This is a genomic window from Bacillus sp. NP247, from assembly GCF_018966865.1.
Classification (GTDB): domain Bacteria; phylum Bacillota; class Bacilli; order Bacillales; family Bacillaceae_G; genus Bacillus_A.
This window is the reverse complement of sequence record NZ_CP076653.1, coordinates 1,289,073-1,309,463: the sequence shown is the minus strand read 5'-3', so window position 1 is coordinate 1,309,463 and position 20,391 is coordinate 1,289,073. Positions and strand designations below refer to the sequence as shown.

Annotated in this window: 23 protein-coding genes, 1 pseudogene and 1 riboswitch; of the genes and pseudogenes, 17 read left to right on the top strand and 7 right to left on the bottom strand. The window is 34.9% G+C overall.

Annotation, left to right across the window (positions count from 1 at the left end; genetic code table 11):
- Positions 1-13: 13 nt before the first annotated feature.
- The 4 genes from KPL75_RS06750 to KPL75_RS06735 all read left to right on the top strand — a co-directional run bounded on the left by KPL75_RS06750 (position 14) and on the right by KPL75_RS06735 (position 3,651).
- Positions 14-877, top strand: a complete 864-nt coding sequence (locus tag KPL75_RS06750; RefSeq protein WP_219921075.1) for a carbon-nitrogen family hydrolase — start codon at positions 14-16, stop codon at positions 875-877.
- A 72-nt stretch (positions 878-949) separates the two neighbouring features.
- A riboswitch (SAM riboswitch) is annotated at positions 950-1,090 on the top strand.
- A 90-nt stretch (positions 1,091-1,180) separates the two neighbouring features.
- Positions 1,181-2,362: an S-methyl-5-thioribose kinase gene (gene mtnK / locus KPL75_RS06745; RefSeq protein ID WP_219919919.1), complete on the top strand. Its 1,182-nt coding sequence runs from the start codon at positions 1,181-1,183 to the stop codon at positions 2,360-2,362.
- A complete protein-coding gene (gene mtnA, locus KPL75_RS06740; protein WP_219919916.1) occupies positions 2,359-3,414 on the top strand; it encodes an S-methyl-5-thioribose-1-phosphate isomerase in 1,056 nt (351 codons plus the stop codon). The genes mtnK and mtnA overlap by 4 nt, the downstream gene beginning before the upstream one ends.
- 75 nt (positions 3,415-3,489) lie before the next feature.
- Positions 3,490-3,651 carry a YvrJ family protein gene (locus KPL75_RS06735; protein WP_219919914.1) on the top strand — a complete coding sequence of 54 codons (162 nt, stop codon included), beginning with the start codon at positions 3,490-3,492 and terminating at the stop codon, positions 3,649-3,651.
- A gap of 34 nt (positions 3,652-3,685) precedes the next feature.
- Here KPL75_RS06735 and KPL75_RS06730 read toward each other — a convergent pair whose 3' ends face one another.
- Positions 3,686-4,462 (bottom strand): 3-hydroxybutyrate dehydrogenase, encoded by a 777-nt coding sequence (locus KPL75_RS06730; RefSeq protein WP_219919910.1) that lies wholly within the window; start codon positions 4,460-4,462, stop codon positions 3,686-3,688.
- 132 nt (positions 4,463-4,594) lie between these two features.
- On the opposite strand from KPL75_RS06730, the gene KPL75_RS06725 reads away from it, so the two are divergent.
- From KPL75_RS06725 to KPL75_RS06715, 3 genes are read left to right on the top strand one after another with little or no spacing between them, the layout of a single operon-like run.
- On the top strand, positions 4,595-4,927 hold the full coding sequence (locus tag KPL75_RS06725; protein ID WP_000107974.1) for a PadR family transcriptional regulator: 333 nt from the start codon (positions 4,595-4,597) through the stop codon (positions 4,925-4,927).
- The gene (locus tag KPL75_RS06720; RefSeq protein WP_219919908.1) at positions 4,927-5,688 is read left to right on the top strand and encodes a DUF1129 domain-containing protein; all 762 of its coding nucleotides are present in this window, start codon (positions 4,927-4,929) and stop codon (positions 5,686-5,688) included. Before KPL75_RS06725 ends, KPL75_RS06720 begins: the two co-directional genes overlap by 1 nt.
- Before the next feature lie 51 nt (positions 5,689-5,739).
- A complete protein-coding gene (locus KPL75_RS06715) occupies positions 5,740-6,039 on the top strand; it encodes a DNA-binding protein (protein WP_219919906.1) in 300 nt (99 codons plus the stop codon).
- 15 nt (positions 6,040-6,054) lie between these two features.
- Here the strand turns inward: KPL75_RS06715 and KPL75_RS06710 are convergent, their stop codons facing one another.
- Positions 6,055-6,672, bottom strand: coding sequence for an ImmA/IrrE family metallo-endopeptidase (locus KPL75_RS06710; protein ID WP_219919904.1), 618 nt, complete (start codon positions 6,670-6,672; stop codon positions 6,055-6,057).
- A 177-nt stretch (positions 6,673-6,849) separates the two neighbouring features.
- Between KPL75_RS06710 and KPL75_RS06705 the strand changes: the two genes are divergently transcribed.
- From KPL75_RS06705 to KPL75_RS06695, 3 genes are all read left to right on the top strand, one after another.
- Positions 6,850-7,143 (top strand): DUF3928 family protein, encoded by a 294-nt coding sequence (locus KPL75_RS06705; RefSeq protein WP_219919902.1) that lies wholly within the window; start codon positions 6,850-6,852, stop codon positions 7,141-7,143.
- Between the two features lie 107 nt (positions 7,144-7,250).
- Positions 7,251-7,700 (top strand): NUDIX hydrolase, encoded by a 450-nt coding sequence (locus KPL75_RS06700; RefSeq protein ID WP_000540531.1) that lies wholly within the window; start codon positions 7,251-7,253, stop codon positions 7,698-7,700.
- Positions 7,701-7,839: 139 nt separating this feature from the next.
- Positions 7,840-9,015 (top strand): acetyl-CoA C-acetyltransferase, encoded by a 1,176-nt coding sequence (locus tag KPL75_RS06695; protein WP_219919900.1) that lies wholly within the window; start codon positions 7,840-7,842, stop codon positions 9,013-9,015.
- Positions 9,016-9,043: 28 nt separating this feature from the next.
- Here the strand turns inward: KPL75_RS06695 and KPL75_RS06690 are convergent, their stop codons facing one another.
- Both KPL75_RS06690 and KPL75_RS27665 read right to left on the bottom strand, forming a co-directional pair.
- Positions 9,044-9,769: an AAA family ATPase gene (locus KPL75_RS06690; protein ID WP_219919899.1), complete on the bottom strand. Its 726-nt coding sequence runs from the start codon at positions 9,767-9,769 to the stop codon at positions 9,044-9,046.
- Positions 9,770-9,779: 10 nt separating this feature from the next.
- A pseudogene (locus KPL75_RS27665) lies at positions 9,780-10,129 on the bottom strand (hypothetical protein).
- A gap of 148 nt (positions 10,130-10,277) precedes the next feature.
- On the opposite strand from KPL75_RS27665, the gene KPL75_RS06685 reads away from it, so the two are divergent.
- Both KPL75_RS06685 and KPL75_RS06680 read left to right on the top strand, forming a co-directional pair.
- Positions 10,278-11,006 carry a DUF4184 family protein gene (locus tag KPL75_RS06685; protein WP_219919897.1) on the top strand — a complete coding sequence of 243 codons (729 nt, stop codon included), beginning with the start codon at positions 10,278-10,280 and terminating at the stop codon, positions 11,004-11,006.
- A gap of 36 nt (positions 11,007-11,042) precedes the next feature.
- A complete protein-coding gene (locus KPL75_RS06680) occupies positions 11,043-11,801 on the top strand; it encodes a hypothetical protein (protein ID WP_219919896.1) in 759 nt (252 codons plus the stop codon).
- A gap of 44 nt (positions 11,802-11,845) precedes the next feature.
- Here the strand turns inward: KPL75_RS06680 and KPL75_RS06675 are convergent, their stop codons facing one another.
- Entirely contained in the window at positions 11,846-12,277 is a 432-nt protein-coding gene (locus KPL75_RS06675) for a DUF3997 domain-containing protein (RefSeq protein WP_002033805.1), read from the bottom strand.
- A 131-nt stretch (positions 12,278-12,408) separates the two neighbouring features.
- On the opposite strand from KPL75_RS06675, the gene KPL75_RS06670 reads away from it, so the two are divergent.
- The 3 genes from KPL75_RS06670 to KPL75_RS06660 all read left to right on the top strand — a co-directional run bounded on the left by KPL75_RS06670 (position 12,409) and on the right by KPL75_RS06660 (position 13,837).
- Positions 12,409-12,864, top strand: coding sequence for an RDD family protein (locus KPL75_RS06670; protein ID WP_219919894.1), 456 nt, complete (start codon positions 12,409-12,411; stop codon positions 12,862-12,864).
- Between the two features lie 299 nt (positions 12,865-13,163).
- Complete coding sequence (locus tag KPL75_RS06665) at positions 13,164-13,262, top strand: hypothetical protein (protein WP_002173252.1); 99 nt, start codon at positions 13,164-13,166, stop codon at positions 13,260-13,262.
- Positions 13,263-13,327: 65 nt separating this feature from the next.
- Positions 13,328-13,837: an SDR family NAD(P)-dependent oxidoreductase gene (locus KPL75_RS06660; protein ID WP_002014801.1), complete on the top strand. Its 510-nt coding sequence runs from the start codon at positions 13,328-13,330 to the stop codon at positions 13,835-13,837.
- Positions 13,838-13,906: 69 nt separating this feature from the next.
- On the opposite strand, the gene KPL75_RS06655 is transcribed toward KPL75_RS06660, so the two are convergent.
- Positions 13,907-15,007: an ABC transporter ATP-binding protein gene (locus KPL75_RS06655; RefSeq protein WP_219919892.1), complete on the bottom strand. Its 1,101-nt coding sequence runs from the start codon at positions 15,005-15,007 to the stop codon at positions 13,907-13,909.
- 276 nt (positions 15,008-15,283) lie between these two features.
- Here KPL75_RS06655 and KPL75_RS06650 point away from each other — a divergent pair, with 276 nt between their 5' ends.
- Entirely contained in the window at positions 15,284-16,960 is a 1,677-nt protein-coding gene (locus KPL75_RS06650; protein WP_219919889.1) for a glycoside hydrolase family 13 protein, read from the top strand.
- Between the two features lie 39 nt (positions 16,961-16,999).
- Here KPL75_RS06650 and KPL75_RS06645 read toward each other — a convergent pair whose 3' ends face one another.
- Complete coding sequence (locus KPL75_RS06645) at positions 17,000-18,760, bottom strand: alpha-glycosidase (RefSeq protein ID WP_219919885.1); 1,761 nt, start codon at positions 18,758-18,760, stop codon at positions 17,000-17,002.
- Positions 18,761-19,085: 325 nt separating this feature from the next.
- Between KPL75_RS06645 and KPL75_RS06640 the strand changes: the two genes are divergently transcribed.
- Positions 19,086-20,345, top strand: coding sequence for an extracellular solute-binding protein (locus KPL75_RS06640; protein ID WP_088034422.1), 1,260 nt, complete (start codon positions 19,086-19,088; stop codon positions 20,343-20,345).
- Positions 20,346-20,391: the final 46 nt, after the last annotated feature.

Below are 20,391 nucleotides of genomic sequence, written 5' to 3'. Positions count from 1 at the left end.
CTTTCCACCTCTTTTGAAAGTTGTTACAATTCTAGTGACAAATGATATAATCTTTCCAGTATTTTGTAAAGAGAAAATTAAGAATGGGGCTGAAAAAATGAAAGTCGCATGTATTCAAATGGATATTGTATTTGGAGATGTAGAAAAAAATATGGAGAATGCTAAAATTAAAATAAGTGAAGCGATGAAGGAAAGACCAGATGTTATCGTTTTACCAGAACTATGGACAACAGGATATGATTTAACGAGGCTTTCTGAAATTGCAGATAGGGATGGATTAGAAACGAAAGAAAAGTTGAAAGAATGGTCGAAGCAATATGGTGTACATATTGTTGGTGGTTCCATAGCAAAGCAAACAGAGCAAGGGGTTACAAATACAATGTATGTTGTAACTAATAAAGGTCAGCTAGTCAATGAATATAGTAAAGTGCATTTATTTCAGCTTATGGATGAACATAAATATTTAATCGCTGGAAATAGTACAGGCGAATTTAAGCTAGATGATGTAGAGTGCGCCGGTACAATTTGTTATGACATTCGTTTTCCGGAGTGGATGCGTGTTCATACTGCTAAAGGTGCAAAAGTTTTATTTGTTGTAGCAGAATGGCCATTAGTTCGTTTAGCTCATTGGCGTTTGCTATTGCAAGCAAGAGCAGTTGAAAACCAGTGTTATGTTGTTGCGTGTAATAGGTCAGGAAAGGATCCGAATAATGAGTTTGCAGGTCATTCTCTAATTGTAGATCCTTGGGGTGAAGTTGTAGTAGAGGCAAATGAAGAGGAATCCATTTTATTTGGAGAACTTATATTTGAGAAGATTAAAGAGGTGCGTAAAGGAATTCCAGTTTTTGCAGATCGCCGTCCAGAATTATACAAATAAAATGTTGACAAGTGATTTTTATTCTTGGTATAGTCTTCAACATAAAGTTAAAAATTCTAAAAAATTATATAACTCTTATCAAGAGCAGGTGGAGGGATTTGGCCCGATGAAGCCCAGCAACCGACCGTAATACCATTGTGAAATGGGGCGTTTATGACGCCAAAAGGCACGGTGCTAATTCCAGCAGAAAGTAAAATTTCTGGCAGATAAGAGGGGAGAAGATAAACTTCAAACCTCTTTCTTAGTGGAAAGAGGTTTTTCTGCGTTAGAAAAACCTCTGAATTTAAAAAGGAGGAAAAGACGATGGGATATTATTCATTAACAGAAGTAACAGCTGTACAATATGCGAAAGAACATGGATATTTTGAAAAAAAAGCGAATGTAGTTTGTCATGAAATCGGAGATGGAAATTTAAATTACGTGTTCAAATTAGATGATGGAGAGAGATCAATTATAATAAAACAAGCACTTCCATATGCGAAAGTAGTTGGTGAGAGCTGGCCGTTGTCTATAAAAAGAGCAACGATTGAAAGCAAGGCATTAAAAATTTTTGCGAAGTATGTACCAGATTATGTTCCGGTAGTGTACAGTCATGATGAAGAGTTAGCAGTTACAGTAATAGAAGACTTATCAAGGCTAACAATTACACGAAAAGGATTAATAGATGGAGAAGGATATCCACTTCTATCCCAGCATATCGGTCGTTTTCTAGCGCATGTTTTATTTTATACTTCAGATTTCGGTTTACAGTCAGAAGAGAAAAGGTTACTAGAAGGTACATTTGTAAATCCAGACCTTAGTAAAATTACAGAAGATTTAGTTTTTACTGATCCGTTTGGACATTACGATACGAATGATTATGAGTCGGATTTACAGTCAGTGATTGATGAACTTTGGAGTGATAAAACTTTAAAACTAAAAGTAGCACAATATAAATATAAGTTTTTAACGAGAAAAGAAGCGCTTATTCATGGCGATTTACATACTGGTAGTATTTTTTCATCACCTTCTGAAACGAAAGTGATTGATCCAGAATTTGCAACGTACGGTCCATTTGGATTTGATATCGGTCAATTTATTGCAAATCTATTATTAAATGCTTTATCTAGAGAAGAAGAAAAGAGAAGTGTACTATTTTTCCATATAGAAAAGACATGGAGTTATTTTGTAGAAAGTTTTACGAAGTTATGGATTGGAGAAGGTGTAGAAGCATATACGAAAGAAAAACAATGGTTACCAATTATTTTGCAAAATATCTTTACTGATGCCGTAGGGTTTGCCGGATGTGAACTGATTCGTAGAACAATTGGCTTAGCTCATGTAGCGGATTTAGATGGAATAGCAAATAAAGAAAAAAGAATTCAAGCTAAGAAGCAAGCGCTGTACTTAGGAAAAGAACTAATAAAATATGAATCTAAGTGTGCTGATATTCAACTGTTTCGAACATTATTTCAACAGACAGTTCCAGGAGGCATAAAAGCATGAGTACAATTGTAACTGTTCCGAGGTCTGTAAGTTGGAAAGGTGATGCAATTGCGGTATTAAATCAAACAAAGCTGCCTCATAGTACAGAATACAAAACGTTAACGACTATTGAAGAGGTATGGAAAAGTATCATTATGTTAGAAGTACGCGGAGCACCTGCAATTGGAATTGTAGCTGCGTTTGGTTTGGCGCTTGCGGCAAAGAAATACGATGCTACAAATATCGATGAATTTCAAAAGAAGTTTAATAGAGATTGTAACTATTTGGGGACATCACGCCCGACGGCAGTCAATTTATTTTGGGCAATTGATCGCATGAGAGAAGCTATACGAAGAATTGCTACAATAAAAGAAGCACAAAAAATATTAGAAGAAGAAGCACTTTGTATTCAGCAAGAGGATGAAAAGGTATGCCGAAGTATTGGAGAACATGCTTTAACATGTTTTAAAGACGGTGATAAGATTTTAACAATTTGTAACGCTGGAAGTATTGCAACTGCTAGATATGGAACTGCATTAGCACCGTTTTATATTGGGAAAGAGAAAGGTGTGCGTTTACATGCGTATGCGTGTGAAACGAGACCAGTTTTACAAGGTGGTCGTTTAACGACATGGGAATTGAAGCAAGCAGACATTGATGTAACGCTTATTACGGATAATACTGCAGCACATGCAATTCGAACGAAAGAAATCAATGCGATTATCGTAGGGGCAGATCGAATCGTTGAAAACGGTGATACTGCTAATAAAATTGGAACATTAAATTTAGCTATATTAGCAAAGTATTTCGGTATCCCATTTTACGTTGCAGCACCGTTATCTACATTTGATACTACGAAACAAACAGGTGCTGAAATTGTCATTGAAGAAAGAGATGAAGCAGAAGTTACGAAAATTTTTGGGAAACAAGTGGCGCCACTTGGAACGCCTGTATTTAACCCTGCATTTGATGTAACGCCGCATGAATTAATTACAGGAATTATAACTGAGGAAGGTATTTTACGTGGAGATTATAAGCAAGAAATTACATCATTATTTGAAAAAACAAGCTAATCACAAATAGCTTGTTTTTTTTATGCCTAAGATTCTCTTTTCCTCTTATTTATGTAATGAAGGGAGGAGAGAAGGATGGAAGAGTGGATCTCGATGATAGGTAATGTTGGGTTTCCAATTGTTGTAACAATATATTTACTACATCGTATTGAAAGTAAATTAGACGGAGTAATTGTTGCAATTGAGAAACTCCCTCAGCAATTACTAAAGTATGAAGATCCTCGCGATAGAAAGTAAAATAAAGTTTGCTCTTCGTGAGCAAACTTTATTTTTATTGAGCGGTATAACCACCGTCGATAACGACAGCTTGACCAGTTATGCCTTTTGCTTTTTCACTCGCTAAAAACATAGCATAATCAGCAATTTCTTGTACTTGTAACAACCGCTTCTGTGGTACAAGTGGATAAATAACATCTTCTAATACATTTTCAAGTGGCACATTTCGTGTAGTAGCTAAATCCTCTAGTTGATTGCGTACAAGAGGGGTATCGACATAACCAGGACAAAGGGCATTTACAGTAATACCATGGGTAGCACCTTCTAAAGCAGCAACTTTTGTTAATCCAATTACGCCATGTTTTGCGCTATTGTAGGCAGCTTTTCCAGCGAATCCGACAAGGCCGTTAATAGAAGCGACGTTAATAATCCGGCCGTATTTTTGTTTTTTCATAATAGGAAAAGCGTGTTTGATGGCGATAAATGGAGCGATTTGCATAATTTTAATAAGAAGTTCGAATTTCTCAGTTGGAAAGTCTTCAATCGGTGAAACATGTTGCATTCCTGCATTGTTAATTAATACATCTAGTGAACCGAAATGACTAACTGTTTGAGAAAGCGCTGCTGTAATTTCTTCTTCAGATGTAACGTCACATTTTAAACCGATAGCTTGAAAGCCTTCTTTTTGTAATTGTTCAGCAGCTTCTTTCGCACGATCTTCAAGGCGATCAGTAATAACAACTTTTGCGCCTTCTTTTGCAAAAGCGTTCCCCATTTCATATCCAATACCACTAGCAGCACCTGTTAAAAAGACAACTCGATTTGTAACCATGATGAAAAACACTCCTTCATAATAAAAGTTCTCTTATTGCTCTATTTAGAGGGGGAACTATGAAATCCCTGCAAACATTTGGAAAAAAACATTAGCTATCTTGTAAAACAAGATAGTGGGAGGATTCGAATTATGTCGACAAGTCAAATGCTGAAAGGGATTTTAGAAGGATGCTTACTTGCTATTATTTCTGAAGGTGAAATATACGGTTATGAAATGAGTGAAAAGCTAGCAAAGTATGGTTTTACAATGGCGAGTGAGGGAAGTATTTATCCGTTATTAATACGGATGCAAAAAGAGGGGCTAATATCAAGTGTAATGAAGGAATCTCCATCTGGTCCGAAACGGAAGTATTATACGTTAACAGAAAAGGGAGAAGATGAACTAGATGAATTTATGGGTCGCTGGGAAGCGATGCAAAGTAGTGTAGAACGTTTACTTGAAGGGAAGGGAAGGAGAAAATAATGCTATCAAGTGAAGCGCAAAAGTTTTTGTTAGATATGAGATTATTTTTGAGCGCAAAGAGTGTGAAAGAAAGCGATATGGAAAGCTTTTTAGAAGATGCAGAGTTGCATTTAATAGAAGGTGAGAGTGACGGGAAAAGTGTAGAAGAAATTTTTGGAAGCTCGCCGAAAGAATATGCCAATGAACTTGTAAAAGTGATGGAAAGAGATAGACAGGAAACGTGGAAGCAGATCGGTTTTACGGTAATGAATATTGTAGCGTTTTGGGTTATTGCTTCTATTTTAATAGTGAATAATGGAATTTTACAGATTTCACTTATTCAGTGCATTGGTTATAGTTTCACATTAATGTTAGCTGTTATAGGTCCTAATTTTTTGCTTCGTAAAATGACCTTTGTAGCAAGCTTTACAAAAACATGGTTTTCTATGTGGTCTTTAGTCATGATCGCTCCAATGTTTTTATTAGGAGCGGTTACGATATTAGACGTGATATATCCTACAAAAATGATTACATTCACCCAAATGCAAAGTTATATATTAGCTGGAATTATCTTAATTGTACTGTTAGTTGCTGAAGCATATATACTTGGCTGGATTGGAATATTAGCTGTCATTATACCGCTATTAATTATGTTTGTATTTAAAGAGTTAGGAAAGCAAAACCCGTATTGGGGAATGGTAGAGCCCTTACTTTTGTACGGAAGTTTATATGTATTAATGCGATGGTCTTTAAAAAATGAAGAGCAAAAAACTGTAAACTAGTTTGATGCTAATAGTGAGTGGACGAAATTTTTTACTAAGAGGAGAACAAATATGCAAAGCATATTTCTAGGTATATTATCTATTGTATTTTTAGGTTTAACGATTTTTGGGCTATATACTACCTTTTCGAAAAAGGTACATGATGACTATTTCAATACTTTATTAGATGACACATCAGGATATATTTTGTTCTTCGGGTTAATAGGAAAAGGGCTGCTCTGGATATGCAAAAAATTATTTCCAAAGAAATATTATATAGGGATTTTTAGAGGGATTACATTTACGTTTAGTTGTCTATTTTTATTTTTAGCAGCCGGAATTTGGTTTGTTGATTGGAATATATTGTTTTAAACAGTAACAATATCGTTACTGTTTTTTTCTTTGTAATAAAGAGCTTTGTAAAGAGAGTTCCTTTTGTTCGTCCGTTAATAAGGAATGAATATGAACGTTTTCTGGACGAGGGACTATAGGATACATGAGATTTAATGGAGAAGGGTGGTGTTCCGAGCCAGTTGGAGAATGAGGATCTGCATGTGTAAGTTTTCCGTGAACACGCCTTGTGAATAAAATATGGCCAATTTCGTGAGCGAGCGTATATATATTTTTCATAGGAGCGGCTGAATTTGTTAAAACGATATAACCAGTAAGTTGTTGTTGTTTAGCTAAAGAGTAAGCGCAGGCAATTACTGCTGTTTCTTTAAAATAATCACTGCCAATATAACAAATATAAAGATCGCATTCTGGAGCTTCATTTACACACGTTTGGAAAAAGGATGCTAATTTTTCCTGACTTTGAATAGAATTTTTATAACTAATTTCACGGTCTGAAAAACGGAAAAGCTCATTTAATACAATTACTTCTTGAATTTGAAATGTAATGGGGTGCCAAATTGATTCTGCGACTGCTAAATCTTTTGCGATACGGTCTTCAGAAATATTGGCGCCTGGCGTAATGCAAATACATATATTGACGTATGGATCCATAAGGAACACCTCAAATGAAAAAATTCTTCCTATAATATATGTGAGAAAAAGGTGCTATGTATGGATAAACGCCTTATTTATTACATGAATATATAGACTACAAGTCGAAAAAATTTCATAGTTCTATAACGTAGTATGGTCATCTTTTTGATATAGTAAAGGAAAGGGGGAGAATATATGTATACATTAAAAATCGTTTCAGACAGAGAAGCTCTTTATCAATTTGCGAGTTATGTAAAAGTTGTGCAAGGGGTTGAAGATGTATATGTAGAGGTGGGAGAACCTGTATATGAACATCCATTAATGAAGTTTTACGTACATATTAAGCTTCAAGAAACATATGACCAACATAAAGCGTTACAAGAAGTAGCAAGATTAGTAGAATTGGGGCGTTTTACATACGTCCATTATCGTAATGATGAAATTGAAGAAGCTTTTGAAGCTGTAAAATATGAAAGTTTTAAGAAATAAAGTGAAAAAAGGGAGCGAAAGCTTCCTTTTTTTCTTGAAATTTACATCAACAAAATGAGAAAAATTTTGTTATGATAAGGGAGGGTGAGGAAAGGAGAGTTTACATATTGGGGTATATTGAAGAGTTACGTAAAGTCGTTGGTACAAGGCCACTTATTTTAGTAGGATCAGCAATTATTATATTAAATGATAGGCAAGAAGTATTGCTTCAATATCGTTCAGATACATATGATTGGGGTGTACCTGGCGGAGCGATGGAGCTAGGAGAAACGACAGAAGAAACTGCTCGCAGAGAACTATTTGAAGAGACGGGACTAAATGCGAAAATTATGCAATTTATCGGGGTTCTTTCGGGAAAAGAAGTGTACTTCCAATATCCAAATGGAGATGAAATTTTTAATGTCATTCATTTGTATCAGGGGCATCATGTGAGTGGGGAAGTTAAGCTCGATCATGAAGGATTACAGCTTCAATATTTTCCGGTGGATAAGTTACCGAATTTGAATAAAACAACAGAGAAGATTTTACAAAAATTCCTATACGCATTAACAGAATAGAAGGTTAATTCCTTCTATTTTTATTATATTAAATATTTTGATTTTTTAGTATGTTTATAGTATGATAGTTGTAGATATACATCTTATGGAATTTCACCTAAAAACTGACTAGGGTACATAAGAGAGGGGCAAGTACAAAATGCATAATGTTGTCATTACAGCTGCAGTTCGTTCACCAATTGGAACTTTCGGAGGAGCACTAAAAAATATAACACCAGTAGAATTAGCTGTTCCCGTACTTCAGGAAGCTGTAAAACGAGGCGGGGTAGAACCACATGAAGTTGATGAAGTAATTTTAGGTCATTGTATTCAAAGAACTGATGAAGCAAATACGGCGAGAACGGCTGCATTAGCGGCAGGATTTCCTGACACAGTTACGGGTTATACAATCCAACGCCAATGTTCTTCAGGTATGCAAGCAATTATGTCAGCTGCAATGCAAATTCAATTAGGTGTGAGTGATGTTGTTATTGCAGGTGGAGTAGAAGCGATGAGTTCGAGCCCTTATGCATTGAAACAGCACCGCTGGGGACAACGTCTACAGCACGGAGAAATTCGTGATACGGTGTGGGAAGTGCTAGAAGATCCGATTCATCATATTATGATGGGTGAAACAGCGGAAAATTTAGTTGAACAATATGAAATTACAAGAGAGGAACAAGATGAAGTTGCTCTTCGCAGTCATACATTAGCGTTACAAGCAATCGAGTCTGGATACTTTGACGATCAAATTGTTCCTATTTCGATAAAAGAACGTAGAAAAGAAGTTGTATTTTCGAAGGATGAACATCCACGTGCAGATATTACAGCGGAAAAATTAGCGGGATTAAAACCAGCTTTCCGTAAAGATGGATCAGTAACTGCAGGGAATTCATCTGGTCTTAATGACGGAAGTGCAGTTCTAGTATTAATGAGTGAAGAAAAAGCGAAAGAAAAAGGCTTACAACCGTTAGCTAGAATTGTTGGATATTCAGTAGCTGGGGTAGATCCTAAAATTATGGGGATTGGACCAGCACCAGCAATTCGTAAAGGATTAGAAAAAGTAGATTGGTCATTAGAAGATGCTGATTTACTTGAAATTAACGAAGCTTTCGCTGCACAATATTTAGCTGTAGAGAAAGAATTAGGCTTGGATCGTGAAAAAGTGAATGTAAACGGTAGTGGTGTAGGACTTGGACACCCAATCGGTTGTACAGGAGCTCGTATCACTGTAAGTTTAATTCATGAATTAAAAAGACGTGGATTAGAAAAAGGAATTGCCTCTTTATGCGTCGGTGGCGGTATCGGGGTTGCCTTATTTATAGAAGCATTATAAAAAAGAAGCAGCAAATGCTGCTTCTTTTTTACGACTCGAATAGATGATGGAATAATCGATCACGATTTTCAAAGAAAAGTTTCGTCGTTTGGTAATGCTCCGTTTCTTCTAAAGATGATTCGTGAATCCCTTCTTGTGTTAAAGAGTATATAGTGGATTCAGGATAAGCCATTAAAATGGGAGAATGCGTCGCGATAACAAATTGTGAACCTTGTTCAGCTAGCTCGTGCATGCGAATGAGCATTGAAAGTTGCCTCATCGGTGATAAAGCTGCCTCAGGCTCATCTAAAATATATAAACCTTGTCCTGAAAAGCGGTTCATAAATAATGAGAAGAATGATTCGCCGTGTGATTGTTCGTGAAGTGAAACGCCGCCATAAGATTTTATAGCATCTATTTCATCGATATAAGAAGCGACGTTATAAAATGATTCAGCACGAAGAAAGAAACCATCGTTTGGTGTATTGAAACTTTTTGAAATTCGAAGATATTCATGTAAAGATGAATGTGAATCGTTTGTGCTAAAACGGAAATTCTTCGTTCCACCTTCTGCATTAAAACCTAAAGCAACTGCAATCGCTTCGAGTAATGTTGATTTACCCGTTCCGTTTTCTCCAATAATGAATGTTACATTCGGATGGAAAAGGAGTGATTGTAATGTTCGTATAGCCGGTAAGCAGTATGGATATGCGGAAAAGCTAGGGATATGTTCTTTTTTTAATGTGACACTTTTTAAAAAGGGTACGTCAATCAATATATAAACCTCAATTCATAAAGAATTTTGTTTCTAAAAAAGCAACGAATACAAGTGTAAGACAACTTGCTATTAAAGTGAAACTTTAATCAGTGGGGGCATTCCCCACTGATTATTAGCCCGCACCAATCGGGCTGCTCTTAAATAGCGGGATAATAATGTATATTGAAGCATGCCAAAACCGAGGCCTTCCCAGCTAAAAGGCATTCTTTTCAATAAAAAAATGAAGAGAACGCTAATAAAGCCAACTAGAGCGGGTATATACTTTATAATTTTTAAATGCTTCCATTGAAAAAATCTTATGTACGTACTTAGTAAAAGAATAGAAAGAATAAGAAAAAAGACAAGTGTTAATGACAAGTGAACCTCCCCTTATTTTCTGAATATTCCATGTGGATTATAACATTTAAACTATCATATTCCAATGTGAAAATAAATATTGCATAGAGATTGTTCATATCGTTATGATAGTATGTATTCTATTGAAATTATGAAAAGGAGTTAAAGCATGCCGTTTACATTTGCACATCCAGCAGCTGTTCTCCCTTTTGCTAAGAAACATTCTAGTTATATTTCAGTGACGGCTCTTATATTAGGTAGTATGGCACCTGATTTTGAATATTTTTTATATTTTAGGCCATACGGTATTATTGGCCATACATGGGCTGGTTTCTTATATTTGAATTTACCACTCGTTTTTTTATTAGCATATGCATATCATCTTATTTTAAAAGGACCGTTTATAACACATCTACCTAAGCCGTTTGCTACGTACTATAAATATATAGCTGATGAAAAGTGGGGGCTTTATACATGGAAAAATATTTTTGTATTTTGTTATTCTGCTTTATTCGGTATGGTGACGCATGTAGTTTGGGATGCTTTTACCCATAAGACAGGCTATTTTGTTATGAAATTACCACTGTTACAGCAAGAAGTATATAGTATTCCAATTTATAAATTTTTACAGCATGGGAGTACTTGTTTTGGTCTACTATTACTAGTAGATATACTATGGAAATATAGAAGAAGAGTGGATAGAGATACTAGTTTAACTTCGGGAAAAAAGAAATATTGGGCTTCATCCATCGTTGTGGCAGCCACTATATTTATCGTTCACGCGTTATTAGACCCCTATTTTCATATTTTCCAAATAGGAGGTATAATAGTATCTGGACTGACAAGTTCGTTTTGTGGACTTCTCATTGTTTCTATAGTTTACAAAACAAGGGACTAATATATTTTAATGAATGATAGTGTTAGGAGAAATTAAATGATGAAAGCATGGAAAAGTATTTTTGTTTTATGTAGTTTTCTTCTTATGTTAAGTGGTTGCTTCCATCAAGAAGAAAAGAAGGCAGAACCTAAAAAGAAAGAATCTATTCCTGAAACAAAAGAGTATGGTGGGCGTGAGCTTAAAAAAGTAGGGCAAAAGGTGAAAGAAAAAGGATGGGGGACATTTGAATTAGAACAGATTCATTCTGTGAATCAGACATTTGAAGTAGCCCCAATGAAAATTCACGTACAAGACGTTAAAGTTATCTCATTATCACAAATGAGCAAAGATGCAAAAAATACATTGAAAGTGTATACTGCATTAACTCCTGAAGAAGTAAAGCGTAGATTGGGAGATAAAGTGAGTCAAGAAGATGCTGAATTATATGCATCGTTAAGTGGAACAGAGATTAGCGATACGATTCGGTATGTTGAAATTACATATAAGGTAGAAAATAGTGGGAATAAGAACATGCAATTTTTCTCTATGAATGATGTTACTATAAATGACAAACAACATTTTAATGTAGCGACTCAAAACTTTTTATATGATGAAGATACGCTCGTTGGTACAAAGAGTGTTTCAAGGGAAGATTATAAGCCTGGTGAGACACGAGAAGGAATTATCGGTTTAATACTTGATGATGGAAAAGAAAAAGTAAAGGATATCAAGTTTACGACAGATGATTTAGCAACAGGAGACACAAATGAAGCTGTTAAAGAACCGCAAATTTTTAATATTTCACTCTCTAAATAAAGTGTCTTTATAATAATTTAAGAAAAAACAGTCAGCATAAAAAGTTATGCTGACTGTTTTTTTAGCTCTTTCACATATGAATCTACACTTTGAAAAGGCACTGTAATTTTAAAAGCATCTTTTTGCTCGTTAAATTGTTTTTCATTATAAGGACCGAATCGTTTATTATGCTTTACGTCAATAATCCAATAATGTTCACTTTTTTTATTTGTAATTGCGGCGTCAGGATTATTTGGATCTGATTTTTCCTCAATTTGTTTTGTGATAATGTATTTATCATCCCAAGCAATTTCTGTAATTTTTGCAGGGATGTATTGTGTAGCATATACAGCATCCTGCGATGGGAAAAGCTCAAATGCATCTCCAGAAGTATGTATGAGTTCATATTCATCGTTAATTGTATAGGTTAAATGGTTTGTATTGCCTGTGCAACCTGTTAATAAGAGTGCGGCAAATAGGATTATCCATCTTTTCAATATGGGAACCTCCTTTACAATGCTGTTGTAACACATTGTACAAGAAAAGTAAGCGAAACGCCAGTTTACAATGTTTTTTAGAAGTGGTACGATGAAACGGGTAAAGAAGGATATGAAGGAGTCGACACAAAATGAAGTTAAAGATGCATCGTCCAGCGCTTGTAATGAATCGCATAGGTGCTGCCCTTATTGACATGTTTCTAATCTCGGTTACGTACGGTGCAGTAGCAGCTATTATTACCGGAAACTATAGTGATATTTTCAATCGTTTTAATATAAGTTTAGGTGACTATAGATATGACCTTACACTTGTTTTCATATTAATGGCTATAAATTTTATTATGTTACCTTTTCTTTGGAACGGTTCTACACTTGGTAAAAAGGTAACAAGAACAAAAATAATCTCGTTAACAAGTGAAAAACTAACGTTACAAACATTAATAATACGATTTTTGGTAGTATTATTACCAAGCATATTATTACTTGGAGTTCCATTAATATGCAATGTATATATGATGTTATTCCGTAAAGATAATTGTGGCTTCCATGATTTAATTGCAAAGACGAAAGTGATGAGTCTTGTATAAAAAATATTTAGATTATACGTACTACTAATGAAATAAGACTTTTTATTGTTTGTATATAAAAAGTCTTATTTTAAATTTCGTGAAAAATCTCATCATTCTCTTATTTTTCCGCAAAATTCGATAAATGGAAATTATATAGGGAGGATATCTCCTATATCGTATCCTCCATATTATTGATGGGTGTTTAAAGAAGTTGTAGCTAATTCAAACATCCTATCTTCGTTTTAAATAGATTGAAAATTAAGATAATGGTATAATGGATATAAATAATATCGTTATATAACAAAGGGGGATTTAAAATGACTGGAGGTAGCTTAATATTTTGGGGAATTCTTATTTTTATCGGCTTAATCTTTGATCAATATAATAGTAAGAAAAAAGAAGGAGTAAAAAAGTAATCGGTTACAATTTGTAGCGTTAACTTTTCCTGCTTGCAGACTAATCTAATAAAGGAGTATACTGAATGACGGTAAGACTTATAGAAGGGGTAATGAAAATGAAGCTTGCAGGAAAAGTTGCCATTGTAACTGGCGGTGGCATCGGTATTGGACGTAGTACAGCTCTTTTGTTGGCTCAGCAAGGCGCAAAAGTAATTGTGACGGACATTGATCAAGAAAGTGGACAAGCAACAGTAGAGGAAATTACGGATCTAGGCGGAGAGGCACTTTTTGTATCCTATGATATGGGAAAGCAAGGAGATTGGCAACGCGTTATCAGTTTTGCGATGGAAGCATATAGTCGTATTGATATGCTTTTTCAAAATGCTGGTTTATATAAAATAGATTCTATATTTTCTCACCAACAAGAGAACGATTCCAATGCACTTTGTATTAATGACGTTTGGATAGAGATAAAACAATTAACGTCATCTTTTATGAAACAGCAAGAAGAAGTGGTGCTCAGTGACTTACCGATTTTCGGTATTATTAGCACGAGAGGACAATCATTTCATACAATAGAAGCCCTAGTATAATAATGAAAAACCGCCCTCAGTATATATGTGGACGGTTTTTTTGTATGCTCTATAATAGAACTTTAATTTTTAACGAATACGTTGTTCGGTTTGGCTATCAAAGAAATGAGCTTTATTCATATCAAAAGCAAGTTTAATTTGGTCACCAGGTGAAAAAGTATGTCTTGCATCAACACGTGCTGCAAAATCTTGATTTCCAAGTTTCATATATATAATGGATTCAGCCCCTAACAACTCTGCAACTTCAATTTTTGTTGTGAAAGTAGTAGATTGTGAAGCTTCTAAAAATAATAGTTCATCATGAATATCTTCTGGACGAATACCTAAAACAATCTCTTTATTTACATACCCTTGTTCGCGTAATAACTTCATTTTTCCTTCAGACACTTTAATCTTTAGTGAATTGTCTATAACGAAATCGGTTTCAGTTAATTTTCCACGGAAGAAATTCATTGCGGGTGAACCGATAAAACCACCAACGAAAATATTTTCAGGTGTTTCATATACTTCTTTTGGAGTTCCGATTTGTTGGATTTTTCCGTCTTTCATAACAACAAGACGTGAAGCCATTGTCATTGCCTCAGTTTGATCATGTGTTACATAAATTGTCGTTGTGCCAAGGCGGTGGTGCAATTTAGAAATTTCTGATCGCATTGCAACACGTAGTTTAGCGTCTAAGTTTGATAATGGTTCATCCATTAAGAAGACTTTTGCGTCTCGAACAATTGCTCTACCTAATGCAACACGTTGGCGTTGTCCACCTGATAAAGCTTTCGGTTTTCTATCTAAATATTGTTCAAGCCCTAAAATTTGAGCTGCATGTTTCACTCGACGGTCGATTTCATCTTTTGGTATTTTTCGAAGTTTTAATCCAAATGCCATATTATCATACACACTCATATGTGGATAAAGAGCATAGTTCTGGAAGACCATTGCGATATCTCGATCTTTTGGAGGAACATCGTTCATTAGCTTACCATCAATTGAAAATTCTCCTTTTGAAATATCTTCAAGTCCGGCTACCATTCGTAGTGTTGTAGATTTTCCACAGCCAGAAGGACCAACGAATACGATAAATTCTTTATCTTGAATGTGTAAATTAAAATCTGTTACGGCTGTTACGTTATTATCATATATTTTATAAATATTTTCTAATTTAAGTTCTGCCATGATATTTCCCCCTAGAAAGTTTATGCAAACGTTTTCTTTGAATTTATTATAAACGAATAGATTCAAAAAAGAAATAAAAACACTATAAAAAAATAAAACGTTTTCATTATTCCTATGAATATATAATAAGTTCCACATGTTTTATTAGAAAATGAAAATAAATATTGTAAGCGCTATTTTAAATTTGGATAGAATCTGTTATCATTCAATAATGAAAACGTTTGCGCCTTAAAAAAGAAAAAAGAATCAATAGTATAGATGAAATGGGGTAGCATAATGGGAAAACAATGGTGGAAAGAAAGTGTAGTATATCAAATTTATCCTCGTAGTTTTATGGATAGCAACGGTGATGGTATAGGTGATCTTCGTGGTATTCTTGCGAAGCTAGATTACTTAAAAGAATTAGGTATTGATGTAATTTGGTTATCACCAGTCTATGAATCTCCAAACGACGATAATGGTTACGATATAAGTGATTATTGTAACATTATGAACGAGTTCGGAACAATGGAAGATTGGGATGAACTATTACATGAAATGCATAAACGTAATATGAAACTTATGATGGACCTAGTTGTTAATCATACTTCAGATGAACATAATTGGTTTATTGAATCATGTAAATCGAAAGATAATAAATATAGAGACTATTATATATGGCGCCCTGGAAAAGAAGGGAAAGAGCCGAATAACTGGGGAGCAGCATTTAGTGGATCTGCATGGCAATATGATGAGATGACAGATGAATATTATTTACATCTGTTTTCTAAAAAACAGCCAGATTTAAACTGGGATAATGAAAAGGTAAGACAAGATGTTTATGACATGATGAAGTTTTGGTTAGAAAAAGGAATTGATGGGTTCCGTATGGATGTTATTAATTTTATTTCTAAAGAAGATGGCTTACCAGCTGTTGAAACGGATGAAGAAGGATATGTTTCAGGGCATAAACATTTTATGAACGGTCCGAACATTCATAAGTATTTGCATGAAATGAATGAAGACGTATTGTCTCAGTATGACATTATGACGGTTGGGGAAATGCCTGGTGTAACGACAGAAGAAGCTAAATTGTATACAGGGGAAGCTAGAAAAGAACTGCAAATGGTATTCCAATTTGAACATATGGATTTAGATTCTGGAGAAGGTGGGAAATGGGATGTAAAACCATGCTCACTTCTTACTTTGAAACAAAATTTAACAAAGTGGCAAAAAGCATTAGAACAAACAGGATGGAATAGCCTTTATTGGAATAACCATGACCAGCCTCGCGTTGTATCTCGTTTTGGTAATGATGGAGCTTATCATACTGAATCAGCGAAAATGTTAGCGACAGTACTTCATATGATGAAAGGGACACCATATATTTATCAAGGAGAAGAAATCGGAATGACCAATGTTCGATTTGAATCAATTGATGAATACCGAGATATTGAAACACTAAATATGTATAAAGAAAAAGTTATAGAGCGCGGCGAAGATATAGATAAAGTGATGCAGTCTATATATATAAAGGGCCGAGATAATGCTAGAACGCCGATGCAGTGGGATGATAGAGAACATGCTGGATTCACAACGGGTGAGCCTTGGATTGCGGTAAACCCTAACTACAAAGAGATTAATGTGAAACAGGCGATCCAAGACGAAGAATCGATTTTTTATTACTATAAAAAATTGATTGAGTTACGTAAAAACAATGAAATAGTTGTGTATGGAACATATGATTTGATACTAGAAAATAACCCTTCTATTTTTGCTTATGTAAGAACATATGGAGAAGAAAAGCTTCTGGTGATTGCAAACTTCACTGCAGATGAATGTGTATTTGAATTGCCAGAGGATATTGTTTACAGTGAAGCAGAGTTATTAATACACAATTATGATGTAGAAAATGTATTGATAGAAAACATTACATTACGACCGTATGAAGCAATGGTATTTAAAGTGAAATAAGAAAAAGCCTTATGCCACCCTGGCATGAGGCTTTTTCTATTACCATTTTAAAATAGAGAATCCGTACGGTGGAAGTGTAACTTGTAATACACTTGCTTCCGCTGAAAATTCTTCGTTTGTATAAATGTTAATTATTTTCTTCCGAGTAATATGAAGAGGGAGTGAAGTTGTAACTTCACTGTTAGTAGGATTTAAAACGAAAAAGATAGTCTCATCTTCATATGTTTTTGTATAAGAAATATAATTATGTTCATCATTTGCCTCAATGAATTGAAAAATACCGTTTCCTCCAAATGCTTTATGTTGTTTCCGTAATGAAATTAATGTTTGTATATGTGTAAATAAAAGAGTATCTTGTTCTTTTTCATCCCATATCATGCATTTGCGGCAATCCGGGTCCATTCCACCATCCATACCGATTTCATCGCCGTAATAAATACAAGGAGAACCGATGAAAGAAAGGTGAAATACATAGAGTAACTTTAACTTATTTTTATCCCCATTACATGTTGCTAAAATTCTAGGTGTGTCATGACTGTCTAATAAATGAAATGCCGCTTCATTTACATTCATAGAGTAGGAATGTAGAGAATCTGTAATTTGTTTCATAAATTCACTTGCATTAATGGACTCGTTAGCAAAGTAAGAAAGTAGAGCGTTGGTAACAGGATAGCTCATGACAGCATCAAATTGATCTCCTTGTAGCCATGGGAGTGCATCGTGCCAAATTTCTCCTAAAATATATACTTCAGGATTTAATGCTTTTATCTCACTTCGGAATTCTCTCCAAAAGCTGTGATCGACTTCATTTGCGACATCAAGGCGCCAACCGTCAACATTAAATTCTCTTACCCAATAACGTCCTACTTCAAGTAAATATTCTTTTACATCTGGGTGTGCTGTATTTAATTTAGGCATATATGGTGTAAATGCGAAAGTATCATAATTAGGAAGCGGCTCAGTTATAATTGGAAATTCATGAATATGGAACCAATCTTTATAGGCGGAATTCTCACCATGGTTCAGCACGTCTTGAAATTTATCGAAGAAGTATCCGCTATGATTAAAAACAGCGTCGAGCATTACTTTTATACCATGTTTATGACACGCCTGAACGAGTTCTTTGAAAGTTTCTTTCGTCCCAAATTGTGGATCGATTTCCATGTAATCAATTGTGTCATATTTATGATTCGAATGAGCTTTGAAAATAGGAGTGAAATAAATGCCAGAGATTCCAAGCTTCACAAGGTAATCAAGATTTTGAAGAATGCCAGCGAAATCACCCCCGAAAAAATTAGTAGCAGTTGGCTCTGCACTTCCCCAAGGAAGGGTGTTTACCGGATTTAATGCGCTATCCCCGTTAGCGAATCGTTCCGGGAAGATTTGATACCATACTGTGTCTTTAATCCAAGATGGTGCCCTGAAAACGTCTTTTGCATGAATGAATGGAAAGCAGAAAAAGTTACCGACATCGTCATTTGGAATGTTAGAAAAAAATCCTCTTTCTGTATAAATAAGAGTGTCTACGTCGTTTTTTAATTCGAATCCATATCGTAAGCGTTTAAATGTCGGTTCGATTGAAACCGACCAATAATCAAATAACTCAGTAGATCCGGTTTTTTTCATCGGTGTACTCGCTGTAATCCATTTCCCATCTTGCCATTCGTATGGATCACCGTAGATGAGGGCGGCGCTGTGAACATCATCTCTTTTTGTGTGTATTCGGATGTGAATTGTTTTTTTGTTGTAAGCGTATGCATAATTATCTTTTGGCCTATGATAGATCGCTTCTTTAAGCATATAGAAAATCCCCCTTTAATATCTCTATACATATTGTTACCTAAAACGAAATAATAAAGATTATGTTGCAAACGATTTCCTTTAACATAACTTTAATATTGCTTATAAGAGTAGTATTCATTTTATGTAAAGTCAATGAATAAAGAGTATGAGGAGATTATTTTGAAAATTAATATTTGCAAAATGAATAAAAGAATGTATAATGATAGACAAATAGCGCAAACGTTTTCATAGATTGAGATATTGTTTGCGCTTCTATTAAACCATTCAATGCAAACGTTTTCAATTTATAAGGTACATAGACAATTTAGGGAGGTTTTTTGGGATGAAGAAAGCATTATCACTATTAACGATTTCAGCATTGTCAATCGGTATGTTATCTGCATGTGGACCGAAAGATTCAGGGAAAAAGGAAGCAAGTAAAGAGAAGAAAGATTATGATCTTCTCGTTTGGGAAGATGAGAAAAAAGGTGTGGGTCTAGAGCCGGCAGTGAAAAGTTTTGAAAAGAAATATAATGTGAAAGTAAAAGTTGAAGAGGTTCAGATGACGAAACAAATAGAAAAACTTCGTCTCGACGGTCCGGCTGGTACAGGGCCAGATGTTGTAACATTGCCACATGATCATATTGGTAATGCGGTAACAGAAGGGCTACTTTCAGAGGTGAAAGTGGATGATACGGTAAAAAATAAATTTACAGATTTATCAATAAAGGCACAAACATACGACGGAAAACTATACGGTTTACCAAAAGCAATTGAAACACCAATCTTTATTTATAATAAAAAATTAATGTCAAAAGCACCAGAAACGATGGATGAGCTGTATAACTTCTCAAAAGACTTTACGAAAGATGACAAGTACGGATTTTTAACATTAGGAGATAACTTCTATTTTGCTAACGCATTTATGGAGGGTATGGGCGGTTATGTATTTGGTGAAAAAGATGGAAAACTGACTCCGACAGATATTGGATTAAATAATAGTGGTGCAGTACAAGGTGCTGAATATATTCAAAAATGGTATAAAGAAAAATTATTACCAAAAGGAATTATTGGTGAATCTGGCGGTTCAGCTGCAGATGGATTATTTAATGAAGGAAAAGCAGCATCTATTATGAATGGTCCATGGGCATTCCAAGCGATGGAAAAGGCTGGAATTGATTATGGTGTTGCTCCAATGCCGAAATTACCAAATGGTCAACCGATGAAAACATTTGTTGGGGTAAAAGGATGGCATGTAACAAGTTTCTCTAAACAAAATGATTTAGCTACAAAATTTACTGAGTGGGTAACAAATGAAGAAAACGCGAAAATTCGATTTGAGAAAACAAAAGAAATTCCTCCAGTAAAATCAGTGATGGAAGATCCAATTATTAAAGATAATGAGGCTGCAAAAGCAGTTGCGACTCAATCAGAAAATGGAATTCCGATGCCGAATATTCCAGAAATGCAAGAAGTTTGGAAACCAGCTGGAGATGCGCTTCAATTAGTTGTATCAAATAAACAAGAGCCAAAAGCAGCACTTGATAATGCAGTGAAACAAATTAAAGGTAATATTGAGGCAAACCACAGCAATAAAAAATAAGGTGAAATTCGTGCCTCTAAATATGAGAGGCACGAATTCTCTCCCT

What these genes read in the sequence shown, in the direction of transcription:
- mtnK (WP_219919919.1), top strand. Translation starts at nt 1,181, where the DNA reads ATGGGATATTATTCATTAACAGAAGTAACAGCTGTACAATATGCGAAA.
- KPL75_RS06730 (WP_219919910.1), bottom strand. Translation starts at nt 4,462, where the DNA reads ATGGTTACAAATCGAGTTGTCTTTTTAACAGGTGCTGCTAGTGGTATT.
- KPL75_RS06720 (WP_219919908.1), top strand. Translation starts at nt 4,927, where the DNA reads ATGCTATCAAGTGAAGCGCAAAAGTTTTTGTTAGATATGAGATTATTT.
- mtnA (WP_219919916.1), top strand. Translation starts at nt 2,359, where the DNA reads ATGAGTACAATTGTAACTGTTCCGAGGTCTGTAAGTTGGAAAGGTGAT.
- KPL75_RS06710 (WP_219919904.1), bottom strand. Translation starts at nt 6,672, where the DNA reads ATGGATCCATACGTCAATATATGTATTTGCATTACGCCAGGCGCCAAT.
- KPL75_RS06705 (WP_219919902.1), top strand. Translation starts at nt 6,850, where the DNA reads ATGTATACATTAAAAATCGTTTCAGACAGAGAAGCTCTTTATCAATTT.
- KPL75_RS06735 (WP_219919914.1), top strand. Translation starts at nt 3,490, where the DNA reads ATGGAAGAGTGGATCTCGATGATAGGTAATGTTGGGTTTCCAATTGTT.
- KPL75_RS06685 (WP_219919897.1), top strand. Translation starts at nt 10,278, where the DNA reads ATGCCGTTTACATTTGCACATCCAGCAGCTGTTCTCCCTTTTGCTAAG.
- KPL75_RS06665 (WP_002173252.1), top strand. Translation starts at nt 13,164, where the DNA reads ATGACTGGAGGTAGCTTAATATTTTGGGGAATTCTTATTTTTATCGGC.
- KPL75_RS06655 (WP_219919892.1), bottom strand. Translation starts at nt 15,007, where the DNA reads ATGGCAGAACTTAAATTAGAAAATATTTATAAAATATATGATAATAAC.
- KPL75_RS06640 (WP_088034422.1), top strand. Translation starts at nt 19,086, where the DNA reads ATGAAGAAAGCATTATCACTATTAACGATTTCAGCATTGTCAATCGGT.
- KPL75_RS06645 (WP_219919885.1), bottom strand. Translation starts at nt 18,760, where the DNA reads ATGCTTAAAGAAGCGATCTATCATAGGCCAAAAGATAATTATGCATAC.
- KPL75_RS06695 (WP_219919900.1), top strand. Translation starts at nt 7,840, where the DNA reads ATGCATAATGTTGTCATTACAGCTGCAGTTCGTTCACCAATTGGAACT.
- KPL75_RS06650 (WP_219919889.1), top strand. Translation starts at nt 15,284, where the DNA reads ATGGGAAAACAATGGTGGAAAGAAAGTGTAGTATATCAAATTTATCCT.
- KPL75_RS06660 (WP_002014801.1), top strand. Translation starts at nt 13,328, where the DNA reads ATGACGGTAAGACTTATAGAAGGGGTAATGAAAATGAAGCTTGCAGGA.
- KPL75_RS06670 (WP_219919894.1), top strand. Translation starts at nt 12,409, where the DNA reads ATGAAGTTAAAGATGCATCGTCCAGCGCTTGTAATGAATCGCATAGGT.
- KPL75_RS06680 (WP_219919896.1), top strand. Translation starts at nt 11,043, where the DNA reads ATGATGAAAGCATGGAAAAGTATTTTTGTTTTATGTAGTTTTCTTCTT.
- KPL75_RS06725 (WP_000107974.1), top strand. Translation starts at nt 4,595, where the DNA reads ATGTCGACAAGTCAAATGCTGAAAGGGATTTTAGAAGGATGCTTACTT.
- KPL75_RS06715 (WP_219919906.1), top strand. Translation starts at nt 5,740, where the DNA reads ATGCAAAGCATATTTCTAGGTATATTATCTATTGTATTTTTAGGTTTA.